The 16,174-nt window shown below is 68.0% G+C and carries 14 protein-coding genes; 8 read left to right on the top strand and 6 right to left on the bottom strand.

What is annotated here, in order from left to right:
* Window positions 1–18 precede the first annotated feature (18 nt).
* Window positions 19–1,680 carry a Na/Pi cotransporter family protein gene (locus tag IB257_RS23860; RefSeq protein ID WP_054451007.1) on the bottom strand — a complete coding sequence of 554 codons (1,662 nt, stop codon included), beginning with the start codon at window positions 1,678–1,680 and terminating at the stop codon, window positions 19–21.
* 192 nt (window positions 1,681–1,872) lie between these two features.
* Here IB257_RS23860 and IB257_RS23865 point away from each other — a divergent pair, with 192 nt between their 5' ends.
* On the top strand, window positions 1,873–3,264 hold the full coding sequence (locus IB257_RS23865; protein WP_119450578.1) for an L-serine ammonia-lyase: 1,392 nt from the start codon (window positions 1,873–1,875) through the stop codon (window positions 3,262–3,264).
* Window positions 3,265–3,303: 39 nt separating this feature from the next.
* Here IB257_RS23865 and IB257_RS23870 read toward each other — a convergent pair whose 3' ends face one another.
* Entirely contained in the window at window positions 3,304–4,431 is a 1,128-nt protein-coding gene (locus IB257_RS23870; protein ID WP_192492911.1) for a lactonase family protein, read from the bottom strand.
* 226 nt (window positions 4,432–4,657) lie between these two features.
* Window positions 4,658–5,539 carry a protease HtpX gene (htpX, locus tag IB257_RS23875; protein ID WP_013392481.1) on the bottom strand — a complete coding sequence of 294 codons (882 nt, stop codon included), beginning with the start codon at window positions 5,537–5,539 and terminating at the stop codon, window positions 4,658–4,660.
* Between the two features lie 151 nt (window positions 5,540–5,690).
* On the opposite strand from htpX, the gene IB257_RS23880 reads away from it, so the two are divergent.
* Complete coding sequence (locus IB257_RS23880; protein WP_054451009.1) at window positions 5,691–6,545, top strand: DMT family transporter; 855 nt, start codon at window positions 5,691–5,693, stop codon at window positions 6,543–6,545.
* A 37-nt stretch (window positions 6,546–6,582) separates the two neighbouring features.
* Complete coding sequence (locus IB257_RS23885; RefSeq protein WP_192492912.1) at window positions 6,583–7,437, top strand: sulfurtransferase; 855 nt, start codon at window positions 6,583–6,585, stop codon at window positions 7,435–7,437.
* Here IB257_RS23885 and IB257_RS23890 read toward each other — a convergent pair.
* Window positions 7,431–8,363, bottom strand: a complete 933-nt coding sequence (locus IB257_RS23890) for a LysR family transcriptional regulator (protein WP_054451011.1) — start codon at window positions 8,361–8,363, stop codon at window positions 7,431–7,433. The genes IB257_RS23885 and IB257_RS23890 overlap by 7 nt on opposite strands.
* A gap of 214 nt (window positions 8,364–8,577) precedes the next feature.
* Here IB257_RS23890 and IB257_RS23895 point away from each other — a divergent pair, with 214 nt between their 5' ends.
* The gene (locus tag IB257_RS23895) at window positions 8,578–9,711 is read left to right on the top strand and encodes an MFS transporter (RefSeq protein ID WP_175181724.1); all 1,134 of its coding nucleotides are present in this window, start codon (window positions 8,578–8,580) and stop codon (window positions 9,709–9,711) included.
* On the opposite strand, the gene IB257_RS23900 is transcribed toward IB257_RS23895, so the two are convergent.
* Both IB257_RS23900 and IB257_RS23905 read right to left on the bottom strand, forming a co-directional pair.
* The gene (locus IB257_RS23900) at window positions 9,689–10,258 is read right to left on the bottom strand and encodes a phosphonate degradation HD-domain oxygenase (protein ID WP_192354507.1); all 570 of its coding nucleotides are present in this window, start codon (window positions 10,256–10,258) and stop codon (window positions 9,689–9,691) included. The genes IB257_RS23895 and IB257_RS23900 overlap by 23 nt on opposite strands.
* Before the next feature lie 38 nt (window positions 10,259–10,296).
* Window positions 10,297–11,160, bottom strand: a complete 864-nt coding sequence (locus IB257_RS23905; RefSeq protein ID WP_054451329.1) for a LysR family transcriptional regulator — start codon at window positions 11,158–11,160, stop codon at window positions 10,297–10,299.
* A gap of 147 nt (window positions 11,161–11,307) precedes the next feature.
* On the opposite strand from IB257_RS23905, the gene IB257_RS23910 reads away from it, so the two are divergent.
* The 4 genes from IB257_RS23910 to IB257_RS23925 all read left to right on the top strand — a co-directional run bounded on the left by IB257_RS23910 (window position 11,308) and on the right by IB257_RS23925 (window position 16,116).
* The gene (locus tag IB257_RS23910; RefSeq protein WP_175162474.1) at window positions 11,308–12,381 is read left to right on the top strand and encodes a putative 2-aminoethylphosphonate ABC transporter ATP-binding protein; all 1,074 of its coding nucleotides are present in this window, start codon (window positions 11,308–11,310) and stop codon (window positions 12,379–12,381) included.
* Window positions 12,382–12,388: 7 nt separating this feature from the next.
* Complete coding sequence (locus tag IB257_RS23915; protein ID WP_225589135.1) at window positions 12,389–14,155, top strand: putative 2-aminoethylphosphonate ABC transporter permease subunit; 1,767 nt, start codon at window positions 12,389–12,391, stop codon at window positions 14,153–14,155.
* 23 nt (window positions 14,156–14,178) lie between these two features.
* Entirely contained in the window at window positions 14,179–15,000 is an 822-nt protein-coding gene (phnX, locus tag IB257_RS23920) for a phosphonoacetaldehyde hydrolase (protein ID WP_054451015.1), read from the top strand.
* Between the two features lie 93 nt (window positions 15,001–15,093).
* A complete protein-coding gene (locus IB257_RS23925) occupies window positions 15,094–16,116 on the top strand; it encodes a putative 2-aminoethylphosphonate ABC transporter substrate-binding protein (protein ID WP_054451016.1) in 1,023 nt (340 codons plus the stop codon).
* The last annotated feature ends 58 nt before the right edge of the window (window positions 16,117–16,174 follow it).

The following is a 16,174-nucleotide window of genomic DNA, read 5'->3' on the forward strand; positions in this document are numbered from 1 at the left end:
TCGGCTTTTTCGTTCTGCTCAGTTCCCAGCCTCGCGCAAGCGGCTGGGCAGCAGTTCGCCGTGCCGCGCCAGCAGCGGATAGGCCGCCGCGCCGACCAGATGGGAATTGATGCCCTTCATGTCGCGCAGGATGTCCAGGTAGAGCGCGCCCACCTCGGCGGCGTCGACCTCGCCGCCTTTGATTTTCTGCAGGTGCGTGTCCGCGGCATGGGTCTCGATCGAGCGGAAGCGCGCCTTTTCACCCGCCAGCGCACGGGCCTGGCGCAGGTCGTCGTTGACGAACAGGGCGGCGGCGGTGCGCTGGTTGGCGATGAGCTGGCCCAGCGTGTCGTCCAGGCTGGCGCGCTGTTCGGGCGAAAAGATCCAGCCCTGCTTGCGCAGCTTGGCGACGTGGCTGAGCAGGCCGTGGTGGGCGATGTCGCCGGCATGGCCGATATTGCTGGTGAAGGCCAGGATGTCGTCCAGGCGCTGGATGTCCTCGCGCGTCATGTTCTCCTGGTCCAGGGTGGCCAGGTAGGTGGTGATGGCGTTTTCCAGCTTGTCCAGCGCGGCGTCCAGCTGGCGCGCCTGCACCATGCGGTGGCGGTTATCGCGCTTGAAGCCGGCGCGGGCGTAGAGCAGCAGCGTCTGCAGCATGTCGGCCATGCGCAGGGCCTCGCGCGCGGCGTTGCCCAAGGCTACGGCGGGCACGTCATGAGCCCATTCATCCAGGTACTGCGGGCGCGACGGGTCGTTCGGATCCGCGCGCTTGGGCAGCCAGCGCGTCAGCAGGGCGGCGTAGGGCGTCAACAGCGGCAGGAACACCAGGGCGATGACGGCGTTGAACAGGGTGTGGAAGTTGGCCACGGCGCGGGCTGGGTCGGAGGCCAGATCGCTCATCATCGGCTGCAGGTAGGGCAGCAGTATCAGCCCGATCAGCACGCCCAGCACCCGGGTCAGCAGGTTGCCCAGGGGCAGGCGGCGCGCGGCGGGGTCGTCTCCGGTCACGCCTTCGATCATGGGGTTGATGGCAGTGCCCAGGTTGGCGCCCAGCACCAGCGCGAAGGCTACGTGCGGGGCCACCATGTGGTGGCTGGCCAGCGACATGACCAGCACCACCACGGCCACGCTGGAATGCGCCGCCCAGGTGAAGGCGGCCGCCAGCAGTACCGTGGCCACGGGCTGGGTCGCCAGCGCGTCCAGGATCATGCCCAGCATGGGCGCGGTCTGGAAGGGCTGGAACAGTTCGACCAGTTGGTGCAGCGACAGCAACAGCAGGCCCAGGCCGATGAAGACGCGCCCCAGGTCGCGCGTGCGGCCCGGCGGGTAGCGGCGGAACATCCATACGCCCGCGAGGATCAGGATGGGGGCGAGCGAGGTCAGGTCGAAGGACAGCAGCTGGACGATGAGCGTGGTGCCGACGTTGGCGCCCAGCATGGCGGCCAGGGCCGGTGCCAGGCCGACGACGCCGCCGGCCGCGAAGCCGGTGATCATCAGGCCCGTGGCGGTGCTGCTCTGCAACGCGGCGGTAATGCCCAGTCCGGCGGCGAATGCCCGCAGCCGGGTTCCCAAGGCCTTGCCCAACGCCGCGCCCAGGGCGGCCCCGAAGGCGCGCTGCACGCCTGTTTGGACCATATGCACGCCCCAGAGGAGCAGGGCGACGTAGCCGGCGAAGTCAAGCAGGGTAATGAGTCCGGACATCCTGGCGTATTTCCATTCTTTTATGACAAGTAATAATTCTGTAATGATCGCATGCGCGGCGCTGCCGGGGGAACCTGTCCCCGCAATACAGCATACGCCTGCGGGCGCATCTGCGGGGCAGGACGCTAGCTGCGCGTGGGCTGGCCTACGCGTATCATTGCCTCATCAATCGCAGATGCAATGGAGTTTTGCGTGGCTGTTTCCGTATTCGACCTGTTCAAGATAGGCATAGGCCCGTCTAGCTCCCATACGGTGGGCCCCATGCGGGCCGCCCTGTTGTTCGCGCAAGGCCTGGAGCGCGACGGCCTGATGCCCAATGTGGCCACGGTGCGCGCCGAGCTTTACGGCTCGCTGGGCGCCACGGGCAAGGGCCACGGCACCGACAAGGGCGTGCTGCTGGGCCTGATGGGCGAAGCCCCCGACACCGTCGACCCCGCCGCCATCGCCGGCATGATCGCGTCGGTGCGGGCCAGCCGCCAATTGCCGCTGCTGGGACGCTATCCGGTTCCTTTCGTCGAAAAGGAACACATGATGTTCTACCGCCGCGAAGCCATGGCGGAACATCCTAACGGCATGAAGTTTCACGCCTTTGACGCCAATGGCGAATCCCTGCGCGAGGCCCGCTACCTGTCGGTGGGGGGCGGTTTCGTGGTGACGGCCGGCGCGTCCAACAGCCAGGTCATCGCCGCGCACGACCAGTTGCCGTACCCGTTCCGCATGGGTCGCGAACTGATGGGCATGTGCAGCGAGAGCGGCCTGTCGGTGGCGCAGCTGATGATGAAGAACGAGCTGACCTGGCGCGACGAGGCCGAGGTGCACGCCGGGCTGGACCGCATCTGGCAGGTCATGCAGGACTGCGTGTCGCGCGGCTGCGGCATCAACTATCCGGAAGCGGACGGTGAACTGCCCGGTCCCCTGCGCGTGCGCCGCCGCGCGCCCGAGCTTTACCGCAACCTGACCCAGCGCGCCGAGCGCACCCTGTCCGATCCCCTGTCCGTGATGGACTGGGTCAATCTGTACGCCATGGCGGTCAACGAAGAGAACGCCGCGGGCGGGCGCGTCGTGACGGCGCCGACCAATGGCGCGGCCGGCATCATCCCGGCAGTGCTGCATTACTACGACCGCTTCGTGCCTGGTTCCAACCGCGAGGGCGTGCGCGACTTCCTGCTGACCGCGGCGGCCGTGGGCCTGCTGTACAAGTACAACGCCTCGCTGTCGGGCGCCGAAGTCGGCTGCCAGGGCGAGGTCGGCGTGGCCTGCTCGATGGCGGCGGGCGGCCTGGCCGCGGCCCTGGGCGGCACGGTCGAACAGGTCGAGAACGCGGCCGAGATCGGCATGGAGCACAACCTGGGCCTGACCTGCGACCCCGTGGGCGGCCTGGTGCAGATCCCCTGTATCGAGCGCAACGCCATGGCCTCCATCAAGGCCGTGAACGCTGCCCGCATGGCGCTGCGCGGCGACGGCCAGCACTATGTGTCGCTGGACTCCGTCATCAAGACCATGCGCGAGACCGGCGCCGACATGAAGACCAAGTACAAGGAAACCGCGCGCGGCGGGCTGGCGGTGAACATCGTCGAGTGCTGAGGGCACGGGGTGACGACGATGCGGGAGGGCGAGCGGCTGTCATGGCCTCGGGGTTTCTTTCCGAAGCAAGGGAAGAACGCAGGCCGGGGAGGAAATGGCAAACGGCACGCCTGCAGCCTGCAGCTGGCCGCTGTCCGGGTCGATGCGCATGCAGGAAATGCGGTGCTCGTCCTGGCTGGCGACCAGCAGGAAGCCGCCGTCCGGGGTGATGGCGGCGTCCCGCGGGGTGCGCCCGCCGGCGGGCCACAAGCCTATCGGCTCAAGCCAAGGGGCGGATTCCAATAGCCGAAATCCTGCGATGCTGTCGTGGCCGCGGTTGGTCGCGTAGAGCCAGCGTCCGCTCGGATGCAGGCAAAGCGCGGACGCGGAGTTGGCGTTTTGCCAATCTGCCGGCAGCGTGCCGATCCGGGCGAGCGCGTGTGCATGGGGATCGCGTGCCGTGGGCAGTTGAACGACGCTCACGCTATTGGACAGTTCGTTGAGCACGAAGGCGCGGGTACCGGCCGGATTCAGCCGCAGGTGGCGCGGCCCGGAACCTGGTCCTATCTGCACCTGCAGGTCCGGGAGCAGATCCAGCGCGGCGCCCCGCAAGGCATGGCGGGCGACGCTGTCGGTACCCAAGTCACACAGGTAGACCGCATCGCCGGACGGGGTCGGCTGGGCGCAATGCACATGGGGGCTCGCCTGGCGGTCGCTGCGCGGACCGCTGCCATGGCGCACGATGATGTCGGGCGGGGCGCTGGGCAACCCCTGCCCGTCGAGCCGGTAGCTCAGGAGTTCGCCGCTGCCATAGTTGGAGACGAAGAGGCGGTCCGCCGCAGGCGTCAGGCTGATGTGGCAAGGGCTGGCGCCAGGCGTAGGCACATTGAGCAAATGCCGCAGCGTGGCCGCGCCGTCGACCGCGTAGACGTCGATGCTGGCGCCCACTTCCTGCTCGCTCACGCCGTACAGCAGGCCGAGGGACGCGGAATGGCACAGGTAAGAGGGATTGACGCCATGGCTGTCCACCTGCAATTCACGCAGCGTGGCCGTCGCGGCGTCGAACCTCAGCAAGTGGATGCCGCGCCCTATGCCGTGCACATGCGGCATCGGCCGCGTATACGTGCCCACGGCAACCAGCCAGCTGCCCGTTCCGCGGGCCGGGGAGTGCGTACTCGATTCAGCCACGGTCTGCCCTCGACATCACGTCTATCCATACGGCCAGGACCGGCGCCAGGCCCCTGAAATTATGCGCCCACCCCATTGAAGCAGGAATGTCTGATCGTTGGTCGTCTTCGGGGTCTGCCTCGCATCCTGGGGACCATTTTTGGACGGAGCCGGAAAAGACGATGGCCCGCGCAAGCGGGCCATCGAGTCAGGGCTGCAGGGCGCGAGGCCCGTCTGAGCGAAAGGCTTAGATCACGCGCGCATTCTGCAGCGCGGCGATGCGGGCCGGAATCGGCGGGTGCGAGGCGAACATCGCGGCCAGGCCGCCCTTGCCGGTGATGCCCGAGGCCTCGAAGGACTTGGGCAGCTCGCCCGGTTCCAGGCCGCCCAGGCGGGCCAGGGCGCGGATCATGGGTTCGCGGGCGCCCATCAGGTGGGCCGAGCCGGCGTCGGCGCGGTACTCGCGCTGGCGCGAGAACCAGGCCACGATGATCGAGGCCAGCACGCCGAAGATGATTTCACAGACCAGCACGGTGATGTAGTAGCCCGGGCCGATGCCGCGTTCGTTCTTGAACACCACGCGGTCGATGAAGTAGCCGACCACGCGGGCCAGGAACACGACGAAGGTGTTCACCACGCCCTGGATCAGCGTCAGCGTGACCATGTCGCCGTTGGCGATGTGCGCGACTTCGTGCGCCAGCACGGCGGCGACTTCTTCCTCGCTCATGCTTTCCAGGAGACCGGTGGACACCGCGACCAGCGAGTCGTTCTTGAAGGCGCCGGTGGCGAAGGCGTTGGGGGCGCCTTCATAGATGGCGACTTCCGGGCGGCCGATGCCGGCGCGGTCGGCCAGCTGGTGCACGGTGTCGACCAGCCAGGCTTCGCGCTGGTTGCGGGGCGAATTCGGGTCGAGCACCTGGGCGCCGGTGCTCCACTTGGCCATGGGCTTGCTGATCAGGAGCGAGATGATCGCGCCGGTGAAACCGACCACCACCGAGAAAATCAGCAGGGCGTTCAGGTTCAGGCCGTTGGCGGTGATGTAGCGGTCCACGCCCAGGATGCGCAGCGTGGCCGACAGCACCAGCATGACAGCCAGGTTGGTCAGGACGAACAGGACAATGCGTTTCATGTTTTTTGTGTTCCTCTGCGAGCAGGATATGCCGGGATTCGACACTGCTGCGGGCCGCCAGTTCCCCGACTCGCGGCGCCGCTTCCGGTGACGGAGAGTATAGTATCGCTTTCCCTTATTCCTCCTCACTTTTCCCTTAGCGTAGACCCCCATGCAGGCACTCTGGATGTTGCTGGCGTCCGCCATGTTCGCCATCATGGGTTCGTTCGTGAAGCTCGGCACCGAACACGGCGCCTCGCTGCCGCAAGTCGTTCTATTTCGCGGATTGCCGTCGGTCATCCTGCTGCTGATCTGGGCCCGCGCCGGCCGCCAGTCCATCATCCCCGTCAGCTGGAAACTCCACCTGTGGCGCAACCTGTCCGGCGTCACCTCGATGTGGCTGGGCTTTTTCGCCATCGCCCATCTGCCCCTGGCCACCGCCACCAGCCTGAACTACACCGCGCCGCTGTTCATCGCCTGCTGGATGCTGGGCTGGGGCGGCGCGCAGCGCGACCCCGTGCGCATCGTGGCGGTGGCGCTGGGGTTCCTGGGCGTGATCGCGGTGCTGCGGCCCAGCATCAACGAGGACCAGTGGCTGGCTGCCCTGCTGGGGATGACCGCCGGCGCCATGTCGGCCATCGCCATGATGCAGATCCGCCAGTTGGGCCGGGTCGGCGAACCCGAATGGCGCACGGTGCTGTTCTTCTCCGTGGCCGTTTGCGTGTCCAGCCTGGCCGGACTGTTGTTCGAGGGCTGGGGCCACGCCGACTGGACCGGCTACCTGTCGCTGCTGGGCGTGGGCGTGACGGGCCTGTTCGGCCAGTTGGCCATGACCCGCGCCTTCGGCCTGGGGTCGGCGCTGCTGACGGCGGCGCTGCAGTACAGCACCATCATCTTCGCGGCCCTGCTGGGCATGGGTTTCTGGGGCGAACAGCTGGACGCCCTGGCCTGGGCCGGCATGGGCTTGATCATTTTCGCGGGCCTGTTGTCGATCTGGCGCACCATGCGCGATCCCAAGCCGGCCTGAGCCGCGGTCGCCCAACACCCTTACAGGAGCACACCGAATGACGATGACCCTGATTTCCGCCGCCGACCTGGCCGCGCGCCTGGATGCGCCGGACGTGCGCGTGTTCGACGTGCGCCACGACCTGACCAACCATGCGGCGGGCCGTCAGGCCTATGACGCGGGCCACATCCCCGGCGCGCGCTACCTGGACCACGAAACCGAACTGGCCGCGGCCCGCACCGGCAAGAACGGCCGTCATCCGCTGCCGTCGCGCGCCGCGTTCGGCGCGCTCATGGCCGCCCACGGCGTGACGCCCAAGACCCTGGTGGTGGCCTATGACGCCAGCGGCGGCATGTACGCTGCGCACCTGTGGTGGATGCTGCGCTGGCTGGGGCATGACCAGGTGGCAGTGCTGGACGGCGGCTGGCAGGCCTGGACGGCGGCCGGTTTGCCGACCACGACCGAGGCGGGCGCCGCCGTGCGCGCGGGCCAGCCCGTCGAGCCGGGCGCCTCGCTGGCGGGTTCGGTGGATGCGCAGGCGGTGCTGGACAATATTTCCCGCCAGGCCTTCACCGTGATCGACGCGCGCGCGGCCAACCGCTACCGCGGCGAGGTCGAGCCCATGGACCCGGTCGCCGGCCACATTCCGGGCGCGCTGAACCGCCCCAACGGCGAGAACCTCCAGGCCGACGGCCGTTTCAAGCCGGCCGCGCAGTTGCGCGAGGAATTCGCCACGCTGCTGGACGGCCGCGATCCGGCTGCCATCGTGCACCAGTGCGGCTCGGGCATCACGGCTTGCCACAACCTGCTGTCCATGGAGATCGCGGGCCTGTCCGGTTCGCGCCTGTACCCGGGCTCCTGGAGCGAGTGGTGCAGCGATCCGTCCCACCCGGTGGCTACGGGCGCTCAGTGACCCGAGGCCTGGGCCTGACGCCCGGGCCTGGACGCCCGGGCGTCGGCAAAGACCCGGGAACCCAGAAAGTCCACTAGCGCCCGGACCTTCGGCGACGGGTGCTTGCTGGCGGGCCACAGGATGTGGAAGACGTTGGTCCGCTCCGATTTTCCTTTCAGGACCTGCACCAGGCGGCCGTCCGCCAGGGGTTCGCGGATGGCGAAGTCCGGCAGGTAGGCAATCCCCAATCCTTGCAGCGCGAAGCAGGCGCGCGTCTCGATGTTGTTGCAGATCATCGAGACGGGCAACTGCAGTTCAGGCTCGTCGTCGGCTTGCCGCAGGGCCCAGGTCTCCAGCTTGCCGCTGCTGGGAAAGCGGTAGTGCAGGCAGCTGTGGCGCAGCAGGTCGGCCGGCGTTTTGGGCGTGCCGCGGCTGGCCAGGTAGGCGGGGGAGGCGACCAGCAGGATCTGGAAGGCGCCCAGGCGGCGCGCCGACAGGCGTGAGTCGGCCGGCTCGCCCGTGCGCACCACGGCATCGAAGCCTTCTTCGATCACGTCCACCATCCGGTCGGTGAAATCCAGGTCGAGTTCGATCTCGGGATACTCGCGCATGAACTCGCCCAGCACCGGCAGCACCAGCCCGCTGACCAGCGGCAGACTGACGCGCAGGCGTCCGCGCGGCGCGGCGGCGGCCTGCGACAGCTCCAGTTCGGCCGCTTCGATCTCGGCCAGGATGCGGCGGCTGCGTTCCAGGAACAGCGCCCCCTCGGCCGTCAAGGTGACGCTGCGCGTGCTGCGGTGGAACAGGCGCACGCCCAGTTTTTCTTCCAGCCGCGCCACGCTTTTGCCGATGGCGGATGCCGACACGCCCAGCAGCCGGCCGGCGGCGACGAAGCTGCGCGTTTCGGCGACCTGCACGAATACGACAAAGCCATTGAGGCTATCCATCTGTTTCCTCGATTGCGGACATATAGTTCCGCATAAGAAGGAAATGTAGCCTACTTTTTCTTTAATCCGGGGGGCTCTATCGTCTCGGCACCAAGCTTCAACCAAGGTGCCTGAGATGAAAAAAGCCACGAATTCCCCGCGTCCGCGTACTGCGCCCACGTATCCCCCCGCCGGTCGCGACCGCCTGCCGCTGGGCGCCTTGCTGGCGCTGGCGATGGCCGGCTTCATCACTATCCTGACCGAGGCGCTGCCGGCCGGGCTGCTGCCGCAGATGGCGCAGGGCCTGGCCGTGTCCCAGGCCAGCATCGGCCAGACCGTCACCATCTACGCGATCGGGTCGTTGGTGGCGGCGATCCCGCTGGTCGCCGCGACCCAGGGCGTACGGCGGCGTCCGCTGCTGCTGGCGGCGATCGCCGGGTTCGTGCTGGCCAACACGGTGACCGCGCTGTCATCCGGCTATGTGCTGACCCTGGCCGCGCGCTTCCTGGCCGGCGTGTCGGCGGGACTGTTGTGGGCGCTGCTGGCCGGTTACGCCGCGCGCATGGTGCCCGCACATCAGCAAGGGCGCGCGATCGCGGTGGCGATGCTGGGTGCGCCGCTGGCGCTGTCGCTGGGCGTTCCGGCCGGCACGTTCCTGGGCGCGCTGTGGGGCTGGCGCGCAGGCTTTGGCATCATGAGCGGGCTGGCCTTGGTCCTGATGGTCTGGGTGCGTTTGCGGGTGCCGGACTTTGCGGGACAGGCCCGGGGCCGGCAACTGCCGCTGCGGCGCGTATTCCTGCTGCCCGGCGTGCGCCCGGTGCTGTTCGCGGTGCTGGCGTTCGTCCTGGCGCACAACATTCTCTACATCTATATCGCGCCGTTCCTGGCATCGCTGGGCATGGCTGCAAACACCGAGCTGGTGCTGCTGGTGTTCGGACTCAGCTCCCTGGCCGGCATCTGGCTGATCGGGACGTTGATCGACCGTCATCTGCGGGCGCTGACTTTGGCCTGCATCGCCCTGTTCGGCCTGGCCGCGCTGGCGCTGGGTATCGCGGGCGGCATGCCGGCCATGCTTTATCTGTCGGTGGGGGCTTGGGGCGTGGCGTTCGGCGGCTCGCCGACGCTGTTCCAGACCGCGCTGGCCAAGACGTCGGGCGATGCCGCGGACGTGGCGCAGTCCATGCTGGTGACCGCGTGGAACACGGCGATTGCCGCAGGCGGGATCGTCGGCGGCGCGTTGCTCGAACGCCTGGGCGTGGCCGCGTTCGTACCGGTGCTGCTGGCGCTGTTGGCGGCGACGCTGGCGGTGGTCTGGGCCGCCAGGACGCACGGCTTTCCGGCCAGCCCTACCAGATGGCAGCCAGCTTGACCCGGCCCGAGATGCTCTCGGCGATTTCCAGGAAGTGGTCCAGGGGCGGCGTTGCCAGCCCCGGAACCTTGGCCATGTCGTCCCAGCGCCTCAGGCGGATCGCATCCGGCGCGCCCGGCATGCTCGCGAATTCCACCGCCTGGCTCGCATCGAAACTGCCCCCCTGCAGCGCCAGGCTGCGTTTCGAATCCTCCGAGAGCGACGCTTCATATTGCGGTTCCACATAGCAGAGGTAGCGCTTGGCTTCCACGTGCAGCCGGATCGGGTCCAGCACCGCCGAGCTGAACAGGCCGCGCAGGAAGGGCAGGACGAAGTACTGGTGCTTGTCGTCGATGCCGCGCAGCGTCGGCGTGCCAGGCCGGTCGGCGATGAGATGGCCCAGGTCGTGCAGCAGGCTGGCGGTGATCAGGTGGGCGCCGGCGCCGTTGCGCTCGGCCAGCGACGCGGTCTGCAGCGCATGCCGCAGGTGGCTGACGGATTCGCCGTCATAGGAGCGGTGCCCGCGCTCCAGGAAAATCTGCTCGATATCTTGCAAGGTCAAGGCCATGGTTGTCTCCTGGGTGGCCGCATAGGGGAGGGCGGCGCTCAGCCGGCGGCTGGCGCCATCTCCAGAAAGCGCGCGATCAGCTGCACCGGTTGGCGCTCGCGCAGGCAGTACAGGTATTCGTGCATCACGATGTCGGCGCCCTCGATGTCCAGGGCCGCCAGATCGGGATGGGACGGGATTTCGCGCGAGGGGATCAGGCTGATCCCCAGGCCGCACAGGATGGCCTGGCGGATGGACTCGCGGCTGCCGATTTCCAGCGTGCGGCTTACCGTGACGCCGGCCGCCTGCAAGGCGTCCTCCGTCAGCTGCCGCGTCATGGAGCCGGGTTCGCGCAGCAGCAGCGCGTGTTCGGCCAGGTCGGCCAGACGGACGTGGCCGTGGCGCGCCAAGGGATGGTCGCGATGCGCCACCACCCGGATGGGGTCGGCCGCGATCATGCGGCGGTACAGGTGCTTGTCATCCATCAGAAACGACGACGTGGCAATCTCGATGCGATAGTCATGCAGCGCCTGCAGCATGCTTTGCGAATTGCCGATAGCCAGCGTCAGGTCTATGCCCGGATAACGCTGGTTATAGGCGCGCACCGTGTCCATGATGTAGTAGGGGCCGGTGGCGCCGATGCGCAGATTGCCTTCGCGCAGGTCGCTGGCGTCGCGCAGCCGGAAGTCGATCTCGGTTTCCTGCTGGACCAGCTTTTCCACCATGGGCATCAGGCTGTGGCCGGCGTCCGACAGGCGCATGCCGCGCCCCTGGCGGTGGAACAGCTCGACGCCGTAACGCGACTCCAGCTGGCGCAATTGCCCCGTCACCGTGGGCTGGCTGACGCCCAACTGGGCGGCGGCCTTGGTGACGGTGCCGCAGCGGGCCACGGCGTAGAAGGATTTGAGTTCGGCGACAAGCACGGTGCAGGGGGCGGAATAGGGGCGCAATGCGCAAGACCGCCAGTACACCAAAATAATTTGATGTTTTTATTACTGCATTTGCGCGAAGTGTCATAAACACTCAATACGCGTCTTCCATACTGCCTTCGTTCCCAAACCGGAGGCCCCATGGCCGAACGCGATACCGCATTTCTCTCTGTCAGGCATCTGGTGAAGCGCTTTGGCAGCCACACCGCGCTGTCGGACGTCTCGCTCGACATCCGCGCCGGGGAGTTGGTGTGCCTGCTGGGCCCCTCGGGCTGCGGCAAGACCACCTTGCTGCGCGCCATCGCCGGCCTCGAGCGCCAGGACAGCGGCACCATCGTGCTGTCCGGGCGCGACATCTCGCACGCCGAACCGCAGGCGCGCGACTACGGCATCCTGTTCCAGTCGTACGCGCTGTTTCCCAACCTGACGGTGGCCCAGAACGTGGCCTACGGCCTGAGCGGCAAGCGCGCCCACCGCAACCACGTCGCCAACCGCGTCGAGGAAATGCTGACGCTGGTCGGCCTGGCGGGCGCGGCGGATAAATATCCGGGACAGATTTCCGGCGGACAGCAGCAGCGCGTGGCCCTGGCGCGCGCGCTGGCGCCATCGCCGTCCCTGCTGCTGCTGGACGAGCCCATGTCGGCGCTGGACGCCCGTGTGCGCGAGCATCTGCGCATCGAACTGCGGGCCCTGCAGAAGCGCCTGTCCATCACCACGCTGATGGTCACGCACGACCAGGAAGAGGCCATGGTGATGGCCGACCGCATCGCCGTAATGAATGGCGGCATCATCGAGCAGTACGGCACGCCGCGGGAACTCTACCGCCAGCCCGGCTCGGCCTTCATCGCCGATTTCGTGGGCGAGGCGAACTGGCTGCCGTTCGAACGCATGGACGCGCACCGCGCCCGCGTCGGACGCCAGGAGCTGGCCGTGGACGAGGCGCTGGACGCCGCCAGCGGCAAGCTGTTCGTGCGCCCGGAAGCGGTGCGCGTCAGCACCGCGCGCCCGGATCAGCCCAACGCCATGCTGGCCGATGTGCTGGACGGCGTGTTCCTCGGCCGCGGCTATCGCCTGGCCTTGCGCCTTGAGGGCGTGCCCGGCAGCACGGTGCATTCCATCGTGTCCCCCGAAATCGGAGACGCCCTGCTGGGCCCTCACGCCGCCAGCCGCTGCTGGGTGGAGCTGCCGCGCCATGCGATACGCGCCTACGCTTGATCCGGCCATGAACCGTTCCTCCAACGCCGCCGCGCCGGCTGCTGGAAATATCGCAGCGCCCATGCCGGCCCCGGCGCTGGGCCGCCGCCCGCTGCCGGCCTGGGTCGGCGCCTTCGGCCTGGCCACCGGGCAGGGCGCCCTGGCGCTGGGCCTGTTGCTGTTCCTGGCGCTGCCGCTGGCCGCCATCCTGCTCAAGTCGGTGACCGACAGCGATGGCGCCTGGGCCGGGTTGTCGGTGCTTGCGGACATCATCGGCGGCGACGGCTTCATGGCCATGGTCGCGCGCAGCCTCGCGGTGGGCGTGGTGACGACCTTGCTGGTCGTGCCCTGCGCCTATGGATTCGCCTATGGCCTGACTCGCACGCGCCTGCCGGGCAAGGGCCTGCTGCGCACCGTCGCCTTGCTGCCGCTGCTGGCGCCGTCGCTGCTGCCGGGTATAGCGCTGGTGTACCTGCTAGGCAACCAGGGTCTGCTCAAGAGCCTGACGGGCGGCGCGACCATCTACGGTTTCTGGGGCATCGTCGTGGGCGAGGCTTTCTATACCTTCCCGCACGCGCTGATGATTCTGCTGACCGGCCTGGCCCTGGCCGACGGCCGTCTTTATGACGCCGCGCGCGCCATGGGCGCCGGCCCCTGGCGCACCTTCCTGACCGTGACTCTGCCGGGCACCCGCTACGCCGTGTTTTCGGCCTGCTGCGTGGTGTTCACGCTGACGGTGACCGACTTCGGCGTGCCCAAGGTCGTGGGCGGCGATTACAACGTGCTGGCGATGGAAGCCTACAAGGCCGTGGTCGGCCAGCAGAACTTTCCCAAGGGCGCGGCCATCGGCATCCTGCTGCTGCTTCCCGCGATCCTGACCTTCGCCCTGGACCGGCGGCTGCGCGCCCGACAAGGCGCTCAGCTGAGCGGCCGGGCCCAGCCCTATGCCGCGGGCGTCAACCGCCGCCGCGATGCCGCGTTCCTGGCGCTGGCCGGCGTGCTGGCGGCGTTCCTGCTGCTGATCATCGGCGTGGCGGTGTGGGCGTCCTTCGTGAAGATGTGGCCCTACAACCTGTCGATGTCGCTGCGTTCGTACGACTTCGACAATATGGACGGCGGCGGCTGGCTCGCCTGGCGCAACAGCCTGCAGTTGGCGTTCTGCACCGCCCTGGCCGGCACGGCCGTGGTCTTCACCGGCGCATGGATGATGGAGAAGGTGCCCGCCCGCGGCCAGCTCGCGCGCGGCCTGCGCGGCATGGTCGGCATGCTGGCGCTGATGCCCATGGCGGTGCCGGGCCTGGTGCTGGGCCTGGGCTACATCTTCTTCTTCAACAGCCTGTCGAACCCGCTGAACGTGCTGTACGGCACCATGCCGCTGCTGGTCCTGTGCACCATCGTCCACTTCTACACCAGCGCGCACCTCACGGCTGCCACCGCGCTCAATGCGCTGGACCCCGAATTCGAAGCGGCCTCCGCGTCGCTCAAGGTGCCGCGCCTGACGACCTTCCTGCGCGTGACGCTGCCGATGTGCCTGCCGGCCGCGCTGGACGTGGCCCGCTATCTGTTTGTTTCCGCCATGACCACGGTGTCCGCGGTCGTGTTTCTGTACAGCCCGTCGACGGTGCTGGCCGCGGTCGCGGTGCTGAACATGGACGACGCCGGCTTCATCGGTCCCGCTGCCGCCATGTGCACCGTGATCATGGCCAGTTCGGCCGTGGCCGCCCTGGTCCTGCACCTGGCCAGCCGCGCGCTGGTGGCGCGCAGCCAGGCCTGGCGCCGCCCCGCGGCCCATTGAACGATTTTTCAAGGATGACCCTCATGACTGTTTCGCCTTTGCCCGTCCGCCTGGAGGCGGTGATCTTCGACTGGGCCGGCACGCTGGTCGACTTCGGTTCCTTCGCGCCCACCAAGGTGTTCGTGGACGCGTTCTCGCAGTTCGGCGTGGAAATGTCGCTGGCGCAGGCCCGCGGCCCGATGGGCATGGGCAAGTGGGACCACATCCGCACGCTCTGCAATGAGCCGGTCATCGCCAGCCAGTACCAGGCCCAGTTCGGCCGCCTGCCCACCGATGACGACGTGACCGCCATCTACGAGCGCTTCCTGCCGATGCAGCTGGACAAGGTTGCCCAGTATTCGGCGGCGATCCCCGGCGCGGCAGAACTGCTGCGCGCTCTGCGCCAGCACGGCCTGAAGATCGGCTCGTGCTCGGGCTACCCCGCCAGCGTCATGCGCCGCGTGGTCGAGCGCGCCGCCACCGAAGGCCTGGAGCCCGATTGCATCGTCGCCAGCGACGACGTGCCGCGCGCGCGCCCGGCGCCCGCGATGGCGCTGAAGAATGTGGTCGAACTCGGCCTGTCCGACGTGGCCGCCTGCGTCAAGGTCGACGACACCGCGCCCGGCATCGAAGAAGGACGCCGCGCCGGCATGTGGACCGTGGGCCTGCTGCTGTCGGGCAACGCCGCCGGCCTGACGCTGGAGGAATACCTGAGCCTGGACGACGCAGGCCGCCAGAAAGCGCGCACCGCCGCCAGCCTGGAGCTGTCGCCCGCCGCGCCGCACTACCTGATCGATACCGTCGCCGACCTGCCTGGCGTGATCTCCGATATCGAAGCCCGCTTGTCCGCAGGCCAGCGCCCCTAACCCTCTCACCTGTCTGCACCGCTTGCCGGGGCCGGTTCGCGCCAGCCCCGGGGGCCTCCCTCAGCCTTTTTCCGCCTACCCACGGAGTACTTCATGAATCGCTACAAGCTGCTTGCACTGGCCGCCGCCCTGACGGGCGTGATGGGCGCCGCCTCCGCCGAGACCACGCTGACGGTCTACACCGCGCTCGAAGCCGACCAGATCAAGGCCTACCAGGCCGCGTTCGAGAAGGCCAATCCCGACATCAAGATCCAGTGGGTGCGCGACTCCACCGGCATCATCACCGCCAAGCTGCTGGCCGAAAAGAACAACCCCAAGGCCGACGCCATCTGGGGCCTGGCCGGCACCTCGCTGGGCCTGATGGACAAGGAAGGCATGCTGCAGCCCTACGCCCCCAAGGGCCTGGACCAGATCGCCGCCAACATGCGCGACGCCAAGGCCGAGCCCAGCTGGGTCGGCATGGACGGCTTCGCCGCCGCCATCTGCTTCAACACCATCGAAGCCGAAAAGCAGAAGCTGCCCAAGCCCACTTCGTGGCAGGACCTGACCAAGCCGGTGTACGCCGGCAAGATCGTGATGCCGAACCCGGCTTCGTCGGGCACCGGCTTCCTGGACGTCAGCGCCTGGCTGCAGATCTTCGGTGAAGAGAAGGGCTGGGCCTACATGGACGCCCTGCACAAGAACATCGGTTCGTACACGCACTCGGGCTCCAAGCCCTGCAACATGGCTGCCGCCGGCGAATTCCCGATCGGCGTGTCGTTCGACTACCGCGCCGCCAAGCTGAAGGCCGACGGCGCGCCCGTCGAAGCCGTGTTCCCCTCGGAAGGCCTGGGCTGGGAAGTGGAAGCCACCGCCATCATGAAGGGCACCAAGAACCTGGAAGCCGCCCGCAAGCTGGCCGACTTCTCCGCCAGCCGCGAAGCCAACGAACTGTACAAGGCCAACTTCGCCGTGCTGGCCATCCCGTCGATCGCCACGTCCAATCCGAACCTGCCGGCCGACCTGATGCAACGCATGATCAAGAACGACTTCACCTGGGCCGCCACCAACCGCGACCGCATCATCGCCGAGTGGACCAAGCGCTACGACGGCAAGTCCGAGCCGAAGAAGAAGTAAGTCCGTTTGACCGCGGCGGCGCCGGACGCCGCCGCGCCCCGGGGGGCGCCCGCCAGGG

This window comes from Achromobacter sp. ACM03, assembly GCF_014851665.1.
GTDB classification, from domain to species: Bacteria; Pseudomonadota; Gammaproteobacteria; order Burkholderiales; family Burkholderiaceae_B; genus Achromobacter; species Achromobacter aegrifaciens.

Bases quoted from the DNA above. Each gene is read 5' to 3' on its own strand.
- IB257_RS23900 (WP_192354507.1), bottom strand. From the start codon at position 10,258: ATGGCCTTGACCTTGCAAGATATCGAGCAGATTTTCCTGGAGCGCGGG.
- phnX (WP_054451015.1), top strand. From the start codon at position 14,179: ATGACTGTTTCGCCTTTGCCCGTCCGCCTGGAGGCGGTGATCTTCGAC.
- IB257_RS23925 (WP_054451016.1), top strand. From the start codon at position 15,094: ATGAATCGCTACAAGCTGCTTGCACTGGCCGCCGCCCTGACGGGCGTG.
- IB257_RS23910 (WP_175162474.1), top strand. From the start codon at position 11,308: ATGGCCGAACGCGATACCGCATTTCTCTCTGTCAGGCATCTGGTGAAG.
- IB257_RS23890 (WP_054451011.1), bottom strand. From the start codon at position 8,363: ATGGATAGCCTCAATGGCTTTGTCGTATTCGTGCAGGTCGCCGAAACG.
- IB257_RS23860 (WP_054451007.1), bottom strand. From the start codon at position 1,680: ATGTCCGGACTCATTACCCTGCTTGACTTCGCCGGCTACGTCGCCCTG.
- htpX (WP_013392481.1), bottom strand. From the start codon at position 5,539: ATGAAACGCATTGTCCTGTTCGTCCTGACCAACCTGGCTGTCATGCTG.
- IB257_RS23895 (WP_175181724.1), top strand. From the start codon at position 8,578: ATGGCCGGCTTCATCACTATCCTGACCGAGGCGCTGCCGGCCGGGCTG.
- IB257_RS23915 (WP_225589135.1), top strand. From the start codon at position 12,389: ATGAACCGTTCCTCCAACGCCGCCGCGCCGGCTGCTGGAAATATCGCA.
- IB257_RS23885 (WP_192492912.1), top strand. From the start codon at position 6,583: ATGACGATGACCCTGATTTCCGCCGCCGACCTGGCCGCGCGCCTGGAT.
- IB257_RS23880 (WP_054451009.1), top strand. From the start codon at position 5,691: ATGCAGGCACTCTGGATGTTGCTGGCGTCCGCCATGTTCGCCATCATG.